The organism is bacterium (Candidatus Blackallbacteria) CG13_big_fil_rev_8_21_14_2_50_49_14, assembly GCA_002783405.1.
GTDB lineage: Bacteria > Cyanobacteriota > Sericytochromatia > UBA7694 > UBA7694.
In genome coordinates this window covers 1-15,758 of record PFGG01000051.1, presented here as the reverse complement: position 1 = coordinate 15,758, position 15,758 = coordinate 1, and the positions used below count along the sequence as shown (strand labels likewise).

16 protein-coding genes are annotated in these 15,758 nt (G+C 48.2%); 12 read left to right on the top strand and 4 right to left on the bottom strand.

All coding sequences use genetic code 11. From position 1 onward, the window contains the following. Positions 1-2: 2 nt before the first annotated feature. Positions 3-821, top strand: coding sequence for a hypothetical protein (locus COW20_12375; GenBank protein PIW47526.1), 819 nt, complete (start codon positions 3-5; stop codon positions 819-821). A 7-nt stretch (positions 822-828) separates the two neighbouring features. Beyond that, positions 829-2,151, top strand: a complete 1,323-nt coding sequence (locus COW20_12370; protein PIW47525.1) for a hypothetical protein — start codon at positions 829-831, stop codon at positions 2,149-2,151. Positions 2,152-2,154: 3 nt separating this feature from the next. Here COW20_12370 and COW20_12365 read toward each other — a convergent pair whose 3' ends face one another. After that, positions 2,155-3,363 (bottom strand): hypothetical protein, encoded by a 1,209-nt coding sequence (locus tag COW20_12365; GenBank protein ID PIW47524.1) that lies wholly within the window; start codon positions 3,361-3,363, stop codon positions 2,155-2,157. Between the two features lie 217 nt (positions 3,364-3,580). Here COW20_12365 and COW20_12360 point away from each other — a divergent pair, with 217 nt between their 5' ends. The 4 genes from COW20_12360 to COW20_12345 are packed head-to-tail and all read left to right on the top strand — an operon-like array spanning position 3,581 to position 5,596. Then, positions 3,581-4,225 (top strand): hypothetical protein, encoded by a 645-nt coding sequence (locus COW20_12360; GenBank protein PIW47523.1) that lies wholly within the window; start codon positions 3,581-3,583, stop codon positions 4,223-4,225. After that, complete coding sequence (locus COW20_12355) at positions 4,212-4,673, top strand: hypothetical protein (protein ID PIW47522.1); 462 nt, start codon at positions 4,212-4,214, stop codon at positions 4,671-4,673. The genes COW20_12360 and COW20_12355 overlap by 14 nt, the downstream gene beginning before the upstream one ends. Next, positions 4,670-5,125, top strand: coding sequence for a hypothetical protein (locus tag COW20_12350; GenBank protein PIW47521.1), 456 nt, complete (start codon positions 4,670-4,672; stop codon positions 5,123-5,125). The genes COW20_12355 and COW20_12350 overlap by 4 nt, the downstream gene beginning before the upstream one ends. Next, on the top strand, positions 5,126-5,596 hold the full coding sequence (locus COW20_12345; protein PIW47520.1) for a hypothetical protein: 471 nt from the start codon (positions 5,126-5,128) through the stop codon (positions 5,594-5,596). Here COW20_12345 and COW20_12340 read toward each other — a convergent pair. Continuing rightward, the gene (locus tag COW20_12340; GenBank protein PIW47519.1) at positions 5,585-6,445 is read right to left on the bottom strand and encodes a xanthine dehydrogenase accessory protein XdhC; all 861 of its coding nucleotides are present in this window, start codon (positions 6,443-6,445) and stop codon (positions 5,585-5,587) included. The genes COW20_12345 and COW20_12340 overlap by 12 nt on opposite strands. 116 nt (positions 6,446-6,561) lie before the next feature. Here COW20_12340 and COW20_12335 point away from each other — a divergent pair, with 116 nt between their 5' ends. The 3 genes from COW20_12335 to COW20_12325 all read left to right on the top strand — a co-directional run bounded on the left by COW20_12335 (position 6,562) and on the right by COW20_12325 (position 8,132). Then, positions 6,562-6,939: a glyoxalase/bleomycin resistance/extradiol dioxygenase family protein gene (locus COW20_12335; protein ID PIW47518.1), complete on the top strand. Its 378-nt coding sequence runs from the start codon at positions 6,562-6,564 to the stop codon at positions 6,937-6,939. 33 nt (positions 6,940-6,972) lie between these two features. Continuing rightward, positions 6,973-7,392: a glyoxalase gene (locus COW20_12330; GenBank protein ID PIW47517.1), complete on the top strand. Its 420-nt coding sequence runs from the start codon at positions 6,973-6,975 to the stop codon at positions 7,390-7,392. A gap of 215 nt (positions 7,393-7,607) precedes the next feature. Then, positions 7,608-8,132: a hypothetical protein gene (locus COW20_12325; GenBank protein PIW47516.1), complete on the top strand. Its 525-nt coding sequence runs from the start codon at positions 7,608-7,610 to the stop codon at positions 8,130-8,132. Between the two features lie 18 nt (positions 8,133-8,150). Here the strand turns inward: COW20_12325 and COW20_12320 are convergent, their stop codons facing one another. Together COW20_12320 and COW20_12315 are read right to left on the bottom strand one after the other, a co-directional pair. Next, positions 8,151-8,516 (bottom strand): ferredoxin, encoded by a 366-nt coding sequence (locus COW20_12320; protein ID PIW47515.1) that lies wholly within the window; start codon positions 8,514-8,516, stop codon positions 8,151-8,153. 10 nt (positions 8,517-8,526) lie between these two features. Then, positions 8,527-10,170, bottom strand: a complete 1,644-nt coding sequence (locus tag COW20_12315) for an acyl-CoA dehydrogenase (GenBank protein ID PIW47514.1) — start codon at positions 10,168-10,170, stop codon at positions 8,527-8,529. A gap of 364 nt (positions 10,171-10,534) precedes the next feature. Here COW20_12315 and COW20_12310 point away from each other — a divergent pair, with 364 nt between their 5' ends. The 3 genes from COW20_12310 to COW20_12300 all read left to right on the top strand — a co-directional run. Then, the gene (locus tag COW20_12310) at positions 10,535-10,735 is read left to right on the top strand and encodes a hypothetical protein (protein PIW47513.1); all 201 of its coding nucleotides are present in this window, start codon (positions 10,535-10,537) and stop codon (positions 10,733-10,735) included. A gap of 931 nt (positions 10,736-11,666) precedes the next feature. Beyond that, positions 11,667-11,993 (top strand): hypothetical protein, encoded by a 327-nt coding sequence (locus tag COW20_12305; protein PIW47543.1) that lies wholly within the window; start codon positions 11,667-11,669, stop codon positions 11,991-11,993. Positions 11,994-11,997: 4 nt separating this feature from the next. Beyond that, the coding region (locus COW20_12300) for a hypothetical protein (GenBank protein ID PIW47512.1) at positions 11,998-15,758 on the top strand (3,761 nt) is incomplete at its 3' end.

Here is a 15,758-nt window from a genome sequence, read left to right as displayed (position 1 = left end):
CGATGAAAACACGTATTATCGCTATCAGCAGTCAAAAGGGCGGCGTGGGCAAAACCACGACCGTGGTCAATCTGGCGGCTTGGCTGGCTCTGTTAGAGAATCGTGTTTTGGTGGTTGATTTTGATCCCCAGGGCAGTTCCAGCCGTTGTATGGGATTGCCCCCGCAGAAATTGGAACATGGGGGACTGCTTGAACTGTTTCGCTGTGGCGCGCTCGAGCTGCTGCAACAGGAAGATCTCAGCCCCTATATCTACAAAACCACGATCAAAAATTTGCATCTGCTGCCTTCCAATATTGCTTCGACAGAAGATGAAATCTGGATTTCGCAGCAAGCGGTAGAGGATCCTGATCTGCTCAAGAATACGGTGGATCTGGCAATTGGTCAGTATGATTTTATTTTGATCGATGCGCCCCCCTCGCTCTCGGCCATGCCGCGTATGGCGCTCTCGGCAGCCGACTCGATTCTGGTGCCCTTGCAATGTGAAGAAATGGCCCTGGGAACCATGCCCCGCCTTTTGGGCCTGATTCGTGATCTGCAAAAATCCAGCAACCGTTGGCTGCAGATTGAAGGGATTCTGATGACCATGTATGACCCTTCGATTGGCTATTCCCGCCGTTTGTTGGAGCAGGCCAAGTCACATTTTCAAGGGGCCCTTTTTGAAACCGTGATTCCCAGAGATCCGCGCTTGAGTGAAGCGATTGCTGCGCATCGGCCCGTGGTTCTTTATGATATGAATTCACCGGGTTCCCTGGCCTACCGTACGCTGGCTCAAAACCTGCAGAAAAAATACCGTCCGGCCCCATCCACTCAACCTGTTTGAGTTTTCCATGCTTTTTGTAAGTCTGCTGGAAGAACCTCTCTGGCAGGAGCTTCAATTGTATTGGCAGGCCTTTGCGGTTTTTCCTTCGCCTTTATTGGCCTCTCCTGAGCAGCTGCGTTGGGATATTCTGCGCCTTTTGCTTGAACAGCAATTGTTAAAATTACAGCCCTTTGTTTTAAACCAGCGTCTGCGCCCCGAAATCCTTGAGATTTTACGTATTTTGCTGCATTTGCGCATGGATCATCTTTTGGAGCAGCATCAACAGGAAAAACAGAAAGAAACCTCTCCTTACCATCTGGAAGCTGATCCCTATTTGCGCCCCCCCTATAACCGCTATCATATTTTGCAGGAGTTGGAGCAACGCTTTAAAGCTTTGCGCCAAAGCCCGCCATTGGATCAACTCTTGAACCTGGCCTGTACCCAGCGGATTGAAGAAGATTTGACGTTGGGACTTTTGGAACGCTATGCCCGGCTTTTGGGAGAGGCACGTGAAAAGCATTGGCAGGATACGCTGGATTGCGTGATTGGTTTGGAGCTTCAAGCCCCCAGTGCAGACGCCGCCCTGGCTTTTATTCAGGGCCTTTTAGCACAAGTCGACGGCCAGGCTTTGGCCGCAAAAATTTTACAGCGTTCCCGCTTTCCGGCTGCTTTGAAATCTGCTCTGTTCTTACTTGAAAAGGCTGAGAGCCTTGAAAGCAGTCTGCCTGCCTTACAGCGCTTGCTTTCTGTGCCCGGACAACACAGTTTGAAAGCCCTGGCGCTGAAGCTTTTGCAGGCCTCAACTGAAGCCATGAACTGGGATTTGCTCAAACCCCTCCTGAAAACCTCTGTTCCAGACAGTCTGCAGGCGGATGGGGCTTTTGCGCTGGTTCGATGTGCGGCCCTGGATGTTTTGCCCACTGATTGGAACCGCTTGGCAGCAGAGCGACAGGAACTTCTTGATCTTTTGCAGGCTGGCATTTATTCGGTACATTGGTCAGCTGCCTCGCGTTTAAAAGCGATGATGCATATGGCAAGGCAAGGCTATTCGGGGTATTTAGAAGATATTCTGATCGAACTGAAATCGGCTTTGGCCCATGACCATGCCTATGAAACAGGTTTGGCACTCGAGGCTTTAAAAGTTCTCAAAGACAAGCGTGCGGTGCCTGTTTTGCTTGAGCTTCTGCAGAAATCTTTGCATTCAGATACGCAATTGGAAAAATTTCGTCAGGTTTTTCAGGCCGATCGTACCCAAACACAGCACCAACTCTTAGCTGTTCTGCGCAGTTTGGGGCAAAATCTACAGTACGATACTGCTTTGCAGCGTTGGATACTCTTAGACGTTTCTTGAGCTTTAACGCTGCGCGACGAAACTCTCAAGTTCTTCGGCCCATTCGATCGCTTCCATATAGCAATCCACCACATCCAGGGGATTCAAACCTTGAATCCTGACATGAGCCCAATCTGCTTTTTCATAGGCCAGAACACTGGCCAGGATGCGGCCATAGGGGCCTGTTTTTTCGAGCAGTGCGTCTTTGACATCCTGGGCCAAGGGAACTTGGGCGAGAATATCTTCGAGACTCATGTCCATCAGGGCATCCAGCACTGAAAACAGCCCGATCGTAAAGGGGATTTCTGGCCGGGGTTCTTCAAGCGTTTCAGCCAGGAGTTCGCACATTTTGCCACGTACCATGGCGGTTTTGATCAGCTCAGAAGGCTTGTTTTCTGCTTCTGAAAGCAGCAGCAGAGAGACCCAGGACTGAATCTGGCGGAGCCCCAACAAGGTCAAGGCCTGTTTAATCGATTTGATTTCAGAGCGCATGCCGTAATAAGCTGAGTTGATCAGACGCAGGAGTTTATAACTCAAGGCCACGTCATGTTGAATGATGGTTTCAATCCGTTGAAATTCGACATCGGGTTTTTGCATGGCAGCCAAGAGCTGCATGATCACAATTTTGGTTCCGGTCAGTTTTTTTTCTTTGACCACTTTCGGCTTGGAGAGAAAATAGCCTTGGTAAAGGTCGAACCCCAAAGACTCACACCATTCAAACTCTTCCATGGTTTCGATTTTCTCAGCCAGAACTTTGACACCTGTCTGTTTGTAAAAGGCGACCTGACTGGGAACCTGGGCGCGATCTGTTTGCATCAGGTCTACTTTGACGATGCTGGCCAGGCCTTGAAGAGCCTTTAAACGAACAGGATCGGTGATATCGTCCAGGGCCAGGGTAAAACCCTGTTGTTTCAGATCGTGTACCGCAGCTACCAATTCTTGATCCAGGACGATATCTTCCAGAATCTCCAGAACCAATTTGTCGGGCTGGAGGGGAATGGGGAATTCTCCCAAGAGAAAGGGGCGGGTCAGGTTGATAAAGGCCAGTTTATCTCCCACCAGCCGTTCCAGACCAATTTCGAGAAAGGTATTCGAAATGACAACGGAAGTGGCATGGTTGCCATCCATAAACAGGGCCTGCTCGAGATCTGCGCTGCGATAGAGGAGTTCATAGCCAAAAACATCCAGGTTGCGGTCAAAAATAGGTTGTCGTCCGACATAAACTTCTGACATAAAATTTATTCCTGCTCATCTGCTCTTGCTTTATTTTATCAGGCTTTGCCATGCTTGCCTGTTTTTCATTTTCAAAAGCATCGATATTTGCTTTTAAACCGTTGATAAAGCAAAGGCCCTTTTGGGTATGGATCATAGCGTTTTATGGCGATAAATTCCTTTGGGTATTTTGTTCCGTCGAGCAGAAAATTTCTGAATTGAGAAATTTTTCAGCGGCTTGTGTAACCTTTTTGTGCCGCTGACGTTTCTATTTTTGAAAGCTGATAAGATGCAAAGAATGAAACCAAGAACTGAAACACACGATCTCTTTCCGCACGATGAAGACCTCATGCTCAGGGTACTGAGCGGGGATGCTGTCTCTTTTCGTCAGTTGGTTCAACGTTGGAAGCAGCCCTTGGTCAATTTTTTTTATCGCAGTCTGGGAGAACAGGAAAGCGCAGAAGAGCTGGCTCAGGAGGTTTTTATTAAGGTTTGGAAGGCCAAGAATTATCAGGTTAAAGCGAAATTTTCAACCTGGCTTTACCGTTTGGCCCAGCATCAGCTGATTGACCACTGGCGCAGAATGGGGCGGCGCCCCCAGCGCTTTGAGCCGCTGGAACAGGCCTTTGAATTGCCCGCTCAAGAGATCTCTCCTGAGCAAAGGGTGTTGGTGGCTGAGAGCCGGGCCCAGGTGCAGGCCGCCATTTCTGCCTTGCCTGTGCGCCAACAGCAGGTTTTGATCCTGAGCAAGTTTCAAGATCTGAAGTACAGCCAGATTGCCGAGATCTTGGATTGTCCGGTGAATCAGGTCAAAACCCAGGTTTTTCGCGCGGTGCAAAGCCTGGGAAAAAAGTTGAAGGAGCTTGTGCATGAAGAAGCCTGAGGGGTGCCCCTCGAACGAAGAAATTTTACAGGCTTTGGCTGAAGGGCAGCCCATTGAGTGGATTGAGCATGTACATACCTGTGAGCATTGCCAGTCGCAGCCTGAGCTTCAGGTACTTTTGAGCAGCTGGCAGGCTTTGGATATTTTGCCTGAGATCACGGTTTCAAGGGCGTTCGATCATGCTTTGATGGCTAGGATTGAACAGGCAAACAAGGTGCGTCTGAGCTGGCTTCGCCTGGATGCCTGGTTTAATTTTCTGCATGTTCCTGCGCTGGCGGGTTTGATGGTCTTGTTCTTTTGGTTTGTTGAACACAAACCTGCAACCGAGGCGCATCACTGGGAGCGTCCGGCCCAGACCCAGTCACTGCAGAAATCTTTTCCTGTAAAAACAGAAGATGTTTTGAATTTAATGCTTAAAATCTATCGTCAAAGGAGTTTAAAAGGATGAAATGGATTAAATCGTTATTCTATTTTGTGCTGATGGGCCTGGCTGTGTCTTTTTTTATGGCTGTGAATGGGTTGCATGGATTGGATTTGTGGGATCCTGCTTCCCTGATCTTTATCTTGGCCGGTTGGCTGTTTGTTTTTCTCAATTATTCTCCCTCTGAAATTTTTCAGGCCTTTGTGCAGGCTTTGGGCTTGAGGAACTCAGATCAATCGCTGAAACTCAGTTACCAAATTCTGGGGAATTTGGGCAAGTATGGTCTTTTGGCCGGGGCTGCCTGTTTTTTGATTGGAACCGTTCAGGCCCTGGGAAACCTGGATGATTTAAAGGCCTTGGGAATGGCCTTGGCCCTCAGTCTTTTGGGCCTGATCTACGCCTTGGGAGTGTATCTCTTTGTGGTGATTCCGCTGCAAAACGCACTGCAGCATCAAATCTGTGAACAGGAGGTGTATTAAATGCTGAAGCGCTTCTTTATTGTGGGATTATCAGGGCTTTTGGTGTTCTTGAGTTTTCTCATGAACAATCAAAAACTATTCGATTATTATACGCCCGATCTGATCCTGGGCTTGGGTTTGGGAGGCCTTGCTTTTGCGATGGTGCTTGGCAAAGGCATGCCTTTGGCTTTGCTGCGCTTGCTGAAACGTGAATTTTTGGAAGCATACCAGCTTCAGCAATTGCTCGCCAGTTTTCGCCACGCCTGGCGTTTTCTGCTCTGTTTAACAGGCTTTTTTTACTTGCTGCAAACACTTCAGATCCTGACCCATGCCGGAGACAAAAAGGCTTTGGCCTATTTGGGAACATGGCTGGCATTGAGCCTGTTGGGCGGGCTTTATCTGATTCTTTTGCGCTGGGCTGTTTTTCTGCCCCTGCAGGCAGCGGTGCAGAAGCGTTTATTGAGCGAGATTCAGGAAATCTCAGGGGTCTGAGTCTTTTCCTGTGACTGGGTGGGAGCGGTAGCCGGGCTGCTCCCATTTATTTTTGCCGAAGTACTGATCCCGTTCCTGCAGGAGCTGGGCTGCAATGCTGATGGCAATTTCAGCCGGTTGATTATTGCCCAGGGCCAAACCGATTGGACAGCGAATGGTTTCAATTTCTGCCTGGGACAGACCTCTTTGCCGCAATTCCCGCTGCAATACGCCTGCTTTGGCTGGGCTGCCAATCACGCCCAAAAAAGGGAAAACTTTTGGTTCCGTGTGCTTGCGTTTTAAGGCGGTCTCTAAAATTGGCAAATCATGGGCATGCCCCATGGTGAGTGAGAGCAGAAAGGTTTCAGGTGCAAGCGAAGCCACCGATTCTGCCATGTTTGCGAGTTGCTGACACTTCAAGCGGGGGTGTTCTGGCAGACGTTCCAGCCATTCTGCGCGTGGATCAAAACATTGAAGCTGGCAATCCAGATTGAGCAAGAGGGGAATCAGCGCCTGGGCGACATGTCCTGCGCCATAAACGGCGATTTCCCAGCGTGAAATACGAAAGGCTTCAAAATAAATTTTGACCAGGCCCCCACAGGTCATGCCGATCTCGGTTTGCAGGTTCCATTCGTGGAAGCGGAAATGATCGTTGCTTTTCAGCAAATCTTGGGCTTCGGCGATTACGCGGGCTTCAATTTTTCCGCCGCCAATGGTTCCCTGAACAAGCCCCTGGGCATTCACCAAAACCCGTGCTCCCTGTATTTGGGGGGCACTTCCAGTGATGGCGACCAGGATCGCCATGACACAGTCCTGCCCACTCTTGAGCAGAGCGGGCAAGCGGTCGTAGAGTTCGAGTTTTGGATCCATGCTTTACCTGAGCGAGATTGAAAAAAGAAGGCTTCAGTCTATTTTAACAAACGCAGACTTGCCGACCTTTTCAATATACAGTAAAATACAGCGAATTCTAACAAAGCAGGTTGTTTATGTTTCAAGGTTTGCGTTCTTTGATTTTTCAAGTGCCTGATCTTCAGGCTGCGAGCCAGTGGTATCAAGAGATTCTTTCGCAGACGCCTTATTTTGATCAGCCCTTTTATATCGGTTTTAATGTGGGCGGCTATGAATTGGGACTTTTGCCTGAATCGCCCGACCGCCCGCCCCAGCGGGGAGATTCGGTGTCCTGTTATTGGGGGGTTGCAGATATTCAAGCTGCTTATGCACGTTTGATTGCTTTGGGGGCCCAACCTGAGCGTAAAATTGAAAATGTAGGCGGCGAGATTGAATTGGCCAGTTTAAGAGATCCTTGGGGCAACCTGTTTGGGATCATTTATAACCCCCATTTCTCTTTGCCAACAGAGAACTGAAACTGAGTTTTCGTCCTTTCAGGAGATCAAACCATGAACCCTATCTGTTTGAATCAATTGGCCTATGTGATTCTCTTCGTGCGTGATGTGGCGCGTGCCGCAACTTTTTATCATGACTGCTTGGGCTTGCCTGTGCTCTACCAGGACAGCCACTGGGCAGAACTCGAAATGCAAGGTTTTAAGCTGGCTTTGCACTATTCAGAAAACCCCTTGGCACAGACCGCCAGCGCCCATGTGCCCACTTTGGTTTTTGCCGTGGCCGAGATCGCCGCGACCCGACGGGCCTTATGCGCGCAGGGGGTCTCGGTTTCGCCACTTGTCTTGGTCGCTGAAATGGAAGACCAGGTAGGTGTTTCAGCAGATTTCCGAGACCCGGAAGGGCACAGTTTGAGTTTGTATTCCCGCATGTCGTTAGAGGATTGGAATCAATTGCAGGAGGTTGGTGATGATTGATCATCATGGTTATAATATTGAAGCTGTTTGCCATGAGCCTGGATAGGCTTTGAGGTCTGACAGAACTGTATTTTTGTCTCTGTTTTGTTGCTGAATTGTAATATTAAATGTTTTTTAACTTTAATTTTGCATTTTGTTTACGATTTGAACTTCAGAATTCTACGAAAAAGCCCATAATGGATCTATAGGCACCGTGTAGAGAGGAATAATCAAAAATGCTTCAAGCTGTCAATTCTCCCCCACTGACTTTAGAACCTGTGCGTAGTCCGGCGGCTCGTCCTTTGCCCGCCCCAACCCCTCAACCTTTGAACCCCAAACCCCTGTCCAAGGATACTTTGGATTTAAAATCTGTAGGTGTAGGCGCCCTGGCGGGGGCTGGTACTTTTTATGCACCGATGGTCGTGGGCGGTTATGGCATGGGCGCTCCCTTTGGGGCCACTTTTAAAGATTCGCTGGTGGCCCCCTTGGTTGAAAAATCAACCCTGGCGTTGATTGGTGGGGCCGCTTTGGCAGGGGGTGTGGCTGGCAGTGTGGCGGGGCGCAATACCCGCAATACCGGAGAAGCCTTGACCACAGGCGCCATGGTCGGTGCCTCGATTGGCGCGCTGAGTGGCGCTGCCGTTGCTTACAGCACGAAAATTATGTCTCCCATGCAAGGGGCCATGCGTGGCGCCATGCTGGGAGGGGTTGCCGGGGGGGCTGGCGGAGCCGGTGCCTACCTCTTGGGCGCAGGCAAATAAACCCCGTTTTTACTCCGGTTAGGCTTTTGTTCTGAGCTGCCGGAGTTTTTCCCATTCTGCCGGGCCTGCCGCCAGTCTTTCCACAATCCCGTCTTTTAAGACCGAGGTTTGAAAAATTTCTTCGACATCCTCGGCCTGCACGCCTACGTACCAAAGATCCTGGGGATAAACCACCACCACAGGGCCCAGTTCACATACATCCAGACAACCTGTTTTGCTCGCCCGCACCTGCCCCTTGAGGCCGTGTTCTTTGAGCAGTTCGGCAAAGCGGAGACGGATCCCGGCACCGCCACAATGGCCGCAACTCACACGGGAGCTGCCCGCTGGGCGTTCATTGGTGCAGACTAAAATATGCTTTTGGTAGGGAGCCGTGGGATCTGACATGGTTTTTTCTCTATTCTGTGATGTGGTTCAGTGCGGCATTGCGTTCAAAGCGTTTCAGCCAGTTGATCAGGGCTGGGGCTTCAGGGGTTTGTTCTGTGATGGCCCATTGTGTCTGGCGGGCCAGGCTCAGGCATTCCAAGCTGCGGGCCAGTGTCAGGGCAAAACGGCGAGCGCCCTGTTCTACCTGCTCGGGGCCTTGGGCGGCAGTTTTCAGCAGCCAGTCACAGGCCAGATGGACGGTTTGCAGGGCTTTCTGGGCAATCGGAGCTACTTCGGGAGCTTCGAGCGAACCGGCCCAAAGCGCTAAGCCTGTGCGAAAGGTTTGAATATGTTCAGGGCTGCGCAGAGCCCTCAGGGTGTCTAAGGACAGCACATTGGTGGTTCCTTCCCAGATGGGCAGGACTTGGGCATCCCGCAGCAAAAGCGGCAAGCCGGTGTCTTCGACATAACCCGCCCCGCCAAAGCATTCCAAAACCTCACTTAAAACAGACACGGCCTGCTTGCCGGTGATCAGTTTGGTGAGGGGGGTAAACACCCGCTGCAGGAGTTGCTCTGTGGGGTTGAGATCCTTGTTTTCGAGTCGGCCCAGCAGAGAGACACTTTCAAAGGTCAAGGCAAAGGCCCCGGCAAATTCGGCCTGCAACATTTCAAGGGTATCGCGGTGCAGGGGTTTCTCAGCCAAGGGGGCGCCAAAGGCGATGCGTTTGCTGGCGTAATCTTCGGCTAGGGCCAGTCCCCGACGCATCAGGGCGATGGCGGAAACGCTGTTCCAGGTGCGCGTGATATTCAACATCGGTGTGATATTTTTAACGCCGTCCTGCGTGCCGACCACCAATTGAGCCGGGGTGCCGTGCAGCAGGAGTTCAGCCGTGGGCACTTTGCGGGTGCCCAGTTTGTCTTTGAGACGGCAGACCTCGATATTTTGTAATTGGCCCTGTGAATTGCGCAGTTCGACCATGAACAGGGCCAGGCCTTTGCCCCCTGGCCCATTGCCCTCCGGGCGTGCCAGGGTCAGAGTCATTTGCGAAGTGGTGGCTGAAGTGAACCATTTGCGGCCATACAGACGCCATTGTCCGTCTTCCTGGCGGGCGATGGTTTCGCTCAGGCCGACGTCTGAGCCGCCTGTCAATTCGGTCATCCATTGCCCACTGGTCCAGAAATTTTCATGGCTGCGGCTGGTTAAATGGGGCAGGGCTTTGTCGATCAGGGCCTGGTTGCCTGTGGCCAGCAAGGTTGCGGCTGCGCCATCGGTCATGGCCAGGGGGCAGCTGTAAATATCTGTTGAGGGGGTAAACAGATAAACCAGAGCGAATTGAAAGACCCGTGAGAGGGCGGTATATTTATTTTCGTAGGGCAGGGCGATCAGGCCAAAACGTGGGGTTAGGCGTTCGGCTTCTTTCCAGAGTTCGGTGACTTCAATCTGATCAATCCGTTTGCCCCAGGCATCGTAGTGGGTCAGTACGGGTTCATTGAGCCGATCCTTGAGCTGCCATTGGTAGAGCGGGCCTGCGCTCAGTTCGCCCATTGCGTGCAGATCGCTTTCAATTTCTGGGGGCAAATCGTTTGCACTGAGACGGTTTAAGCAGCTGCGCAGCAGCAGATCGGCCTGGTATTGATTGCTCAATGCGGGACCGCTTTGTTGAAAGAGTTCCATGGCTGACTCCTTTGGCCTTGAGAGGGGGCGTGTCATTTTTTTAAATTTTAGCACGCTTGGAAATTGTTTTTTTGCAGGCCAGAGTGCAATGTTGAAAAAGCAAGGGCCCCTGCTTTAGAAAAATTTTCAAACTTTTTCGTCATCTTTACGTTAAATTGTATTAATTGTTTCGTCACAGAGTCCTTCTGCTTTTGCCCCCTTTTTTGAGCCTTTGATTCAGGCTGAAAAAACAGCTTTTATGACATTTAGACAGAAATATGACAAAAATCAGATATTGACAAGCTTTTCTGAGCTGCTATTCTATTTTCAGAATGGGCTTACTGAAAGAGCTTTAAAAGCCAGCACTTGAAGGGTGTTTCTTGGCATGTCTATTTTTGGCAACCTCTTCGTTGATGGGGCTGAGTGTCCTTTTGGGCCTCAGCCCGCCCTTTGTTTTGCTGAGGCTCAAGTAAAGTTTATACCCCCCCCCGTATTTGAAGCTAACCCAATACCTACGCCGCCCACGTTCCCTGCCAGCTCTGTGCTAGGATCGGGGTATTTCAGCATGAAATTTTGGGAGTATTGAGATGCATTATTCTTTTTATTTAAAACTGAGCCTATCACTCTTTTTATTACAGGCCTGTCAGTGGGGAGTCGTTGAGCATAACCCACCCGGCAGTGAAAAAATCATTGGGGAAATTGCCGCAAATAAGGGTCAGGCCTATCTCTGTGAGCCTTATCAGGAGCCCAAGCAATTGGCTTTGCACTTTCCCAGCGACCTGGCGGTCAGCCAGGATGGACAAACCGTTTATGCCCTCAATGGGGAGTGTTTAGGGCAGACCCTGAGTTTCAGCAAAACAATCGGGGTAGACGGTTCTACCGGCTGCGCAAAAAAATCAATTGCTTCACGTGATTTCAGTAAAAATAACGAACGCCTTATACTTAACCGCCGGTTTATTTACAAAATACAAGCTTCAGCCTCAAAACCAGAGATCTTCAAAATACAAGGAAAAGCTCCTTTGAGCTGTGTTTTGGGAACAGATTTAGAAATCGACGACCAAAACCGACTCTATGCTGTAGATGAAATCAACCAACGGATTTATCGTCTGGGAGACTCACTGGAAAAACTGGTGGAGATTGATGAGGAGTCGATAAGAAGTTATGATGGGGCACTCGGAAACCAACCAAAACGAAAGATATATTTTGATGGCCCTTTTTCTTTCGAGGTTTCTAATCATAGCTTGATTTATAGCATTCATGCCACGGGAACAGTTAATAAAGAAGCACAAATACGAAAGATAACTCTTAACGACAAAATTAAATCAATTATTTATTTTAACGAGGATACACATCTTTCTGCATACAGTTATTTAATTCTCAATTCGATTTATGAGAATGTTTTCTTTGGCTTTTTCCCTAGTCTTATACTAGCTCCCACCTCAGAAAATGCGAATAAGTCTAAGCAATTAACTGGTAAAATATACCAGGATTTAGTTTCAAATCCTGTTCAAATAGGAATGGTTCTCAACGGTAAAGCCATCTATCGTCAAGAAAAGAATTACTTCTATTTTTCTGACAGTTCCAAACATGTTATTTATCAGCTTGTCACAAATTCAGCATTTGAACTGCTGAGTTTCTCTATTCTGGCGGGACGGAAAGACAATGCCGGTTATCTGGATGGCCCAGGCCAAACTACTCAATTTAACAGTCCAACTGGTTTAAGTTTAGATGCTGCAGGCAATATTTATGTCGCTGACACAGGTAACCATGCCATTCGTAAAATAACCCCTGAAGGTCAGGTCAGTACCTTTTACAAAGAATCATTACCTTTTCCTGGAGGATAATCTCATGACCAAACAATCTCATCCATTTTTTATCTGGTTATTGACACTGACAATGACTGCCTGCCAGATGATTCCACCAGGAATTCAAACACAAACATCTCTTGCAGGAGGATTTCAAATCCAGAGCGGCGTAAGTAAACCTGATTTAAAACCAATTTTATCTTGCGTCTCTCAAGGTCGGGATGGCTCTTTGCTGGCTCATTTCAGTTATGAAAACACCTTGGGCAAAACAGTCTCGATTCCTGTTGGCGAAAAAAATAAATTTCTTGAGAATCCCGGTTGGGGGCAAAAATCTGATTCAGATCAAAAAGAAGATAAAACTCATGAAAATGAAAAAGAGTCAAATCACTCAGAGCAAAGCTTCTCAATTCAATCGAATAGTTCCAAGCCAAAGCAAAATGAAAAAAATTCCTCGCAAAATCTAAATACCCAACAGGACATTGAAAAAGAGAAACAAGGTCAGCATGAGCAAAGCTTAAATAAAGAGCAATACCATCAATCCAATCGCAGAGATTACCAAGATCGTGGTCAAATTACAGACTTCCCACCTGGTGCTGGTTCTTCCTGGCCCCAAAGCACATTTTCGGTCGCGTTTACACAAGAGCGCCTTACTTGGCAATTGGGCAATCGCTCTGTAACAGCTTATGCCCAGGATTTATCGCAACGCTGTAATGAAGAAAAAATTACCGTAGCCGAACATACTGCTCCTCGAAAAACAATGCTTTTAGCACAAACCATAAACCTGACACAAACTCAGCAGGTGTTTAATTTTTCTTTTCAAGCTTCAGAGATTGCAGATTTACGCCGCCGAATTGCCATTAACCTGATCAATGGCCCCGATGGAAGTGCTCGAGTTAACGACCTGCGCATTTATCTGAATAAACAGCCTTTACTTGCCTTGCAACCCAATGCGAGTTTTTTAAAATCTGAACTGCCTAATATGATTGCAGAAATTTATAATACCCAGTTTGGCAACAATAATTTAGAGTTGGAAATCAGTGGTCCAGTAGGCGCACAGATTCGTTTCAGTATTGAGGGTTTTTTGCGGGCTGCATATATTCCTAAAGCCGCTCACAGTGCAATTGATTCTAACGAGCTTATCCGCAAAGCTCCGACCCATAAGGGTGTCATTGGTATAAAGTTTATGGAAGGACTGAAAGTTCGTTTAGGACAAGCAACAAATCAATGGGAACGCTTCTCTGATCAGACAGGAATCAGTCTGCTTCCTTTACAGGCCTTAATTGCCTATCATCAAATATCAGAGATTGTCCCCGCTTTGCCTGGAAGTGTAGAGGAGCGGGACACTATGGAACAGAGAGCTGAATCAAAAACCGGACATGAAGCCCCCAACCAAAATCTGTTCTATTATTTATACTTCGACGAAAATAAAGATGTTTGGGACATGGTCGATCGTCTCTCTATCCTGCCTTTTATTGAAGAAGCTTTTCCGATGTTTGTATTTTCTTCACCTCAGGCAACAACTTCATCAGGGCTTGCTCCCTTTATTCCCGATGAAGTAAAACCCAGTGGAGGTTTGTCTGGATCTACAACCCCAGTAATAACCACAATAAACCCATTCCCAACCCCAGTTCCAAACTCTCTCTGGTTGGAATGCTCGCGTATTCTGAATCAAAGTTCTGCCCCTACCCCAAGACCATGCCCTTCTGCCTCCCCAGGTGCTGACCCTATTGCCGGAGCATGGGATATTACGCAAGGCAGTCCCAGTGTTAAAATTGCTGCAATAGAACATGGATTTATCAAAAATCATGAAGAATTAGGAAATGTAAAACAATTAGTTGATATTTCTCCTGGAAATCAATATACAGACTTTGAGCATGCAACTAAAACTATGGGGGTCTTAGGAGCGACAAAGGATTCTACTGGCAGAGGTTCTATCGGAGTTGCTCATGGAGCTTCTGTGTATCATATCTGGGCTTGGGATAATCAACTTAACTCACCAAGTCTTTGTAAAGGAACTGGCTATGCAAAATGTAATCGCACTGTCGATGCCCTGGAGTACGCAAAAAAAGAGCACATGAATGCCGTTCTTGTGGAGGTTGACGGTGGTGGTTTTACTCCTGGCACTGTAGAACACTTAGATCCTCCCGTACGCACTCAAATTCAACAAAACATGATACCTGCTGGTATTTCGGTGATTTTGCCAGCCGGAAACCGTGCGTGTGAGGATATTAAAGACAGTAATGAGTTCAATCAATGTACAGCCCTTTTCCCAGCCGGGAAAAATATCAAAGCTGTAACTGTTGCAGAATCTTATCCGGATATGCACGGTTGTGTTCCCCCCAATCCATGGGTAAACTTAGCTCCCTTTGGCCCCTTTATTGCTGGAGCGTTAGCAATAGGGTATATAAACTGTGTAAAAGATAATCCTCCCACTATAAAATATAGATTTTCTAAAACAGGCCCAATGGAGGATAGTGGTTCCATCATTGTTGGCGCCCTCAAAGTGGATGGGTCTGGAATGGTTCCACCTACTGGAGGAACATCAACTTTGCCTTATAACCATGGAAAATCTATTCCCTCCAGTGATGGTTTAAGTACTGAGGGTGGGCATGGAACAGATATTGCCGGGCCTTCTGAGCATATTTGGACAACAGCCTATGATCCCGCAAATCCCAATAAAATTAATCATTATGGAAATTTTGGAGGAACCTCCGGAGCTTCCCCTGTGATTGCTGGCGTGGTTGCGTTGATGCTTTCTGTTAATCCAACTCTAACTCCTCAAGTGATTCGCAAAATTCTGCGTGAAACACAGCAATCCTTGCCTTCGGGTGAAGATATTTCAGGCATGGTAAATGCCTACGAAGCTGTAAAAACAGCCCAAAGCTTACCTGGTGGAATAGGGGGCGGCGGATTTAGTTCTAAATCCCTCCTCTCTCCACCCGCTGGTGTAACCCCAGCCGGTTTTGGTCTCAATGTTTTCTACGATCCCAACTTTTCTACTCCGCTCACAGTTCGGGCTGGGGATACCATCGGTTTCTTTATGGCCAATGCCCGCACCCGTAATATTTCAATCGAGATCCAGGGTAAAAACGCGGTGGTGAAGGCTATAAGTGATGATCTGATCAGTATGACCGTGCCTGCAGACTTAGTCGTGGGCAATCTCAATGTTTTGTTCAAGAGCGATCAGGGCAGTTTTCAGATTGACAATCTGCTGAACTATACTTCTCCCTATCCAGAAGTGGTAAAGTTCAGCAAACCTACGATCTTTGCCAATGGTGGCGATATTGTCGATGCGTATATCACGGTCAAAGATCAAAACGGGCAACCTGCTCCTGATGGCACGTCTTACTATATTCACTTAATGCCGACCCATATTGGTCTTTACCCCGATCTGCGCATGATTGATCCTGAAACCCAGCAGGAATATGGGGGTAAATGGTCGAGCTATGAACAGGTCTTTTCTGTCAAAAATGGAACGGTGCATATTCAGGTCAAACTCTCTGAAGCCATTGCCCCCTATACCTACACCTATGATTGGGCCAATAATATTCTCAATGCCTTGACCTGGCCCCATGTCGAGGCCCCCAGTTTTCAGGTGCAGGTCTGCACGCCGGCTTATAGCTCCTATAAGCCTGGATACGGCTATTACTGTGGACAGCAGCTCTTTCCCCAGACAGGCAATACACAAGATGGCCGCTTGTATGCGATTCACGCCTATTCCGTTGATCCTCAAATCAACTATGTGACAGCAGGATCTGGGCGTCAGCTGTATAAGATTCACAATATCAAAGATATTCTGGGTAA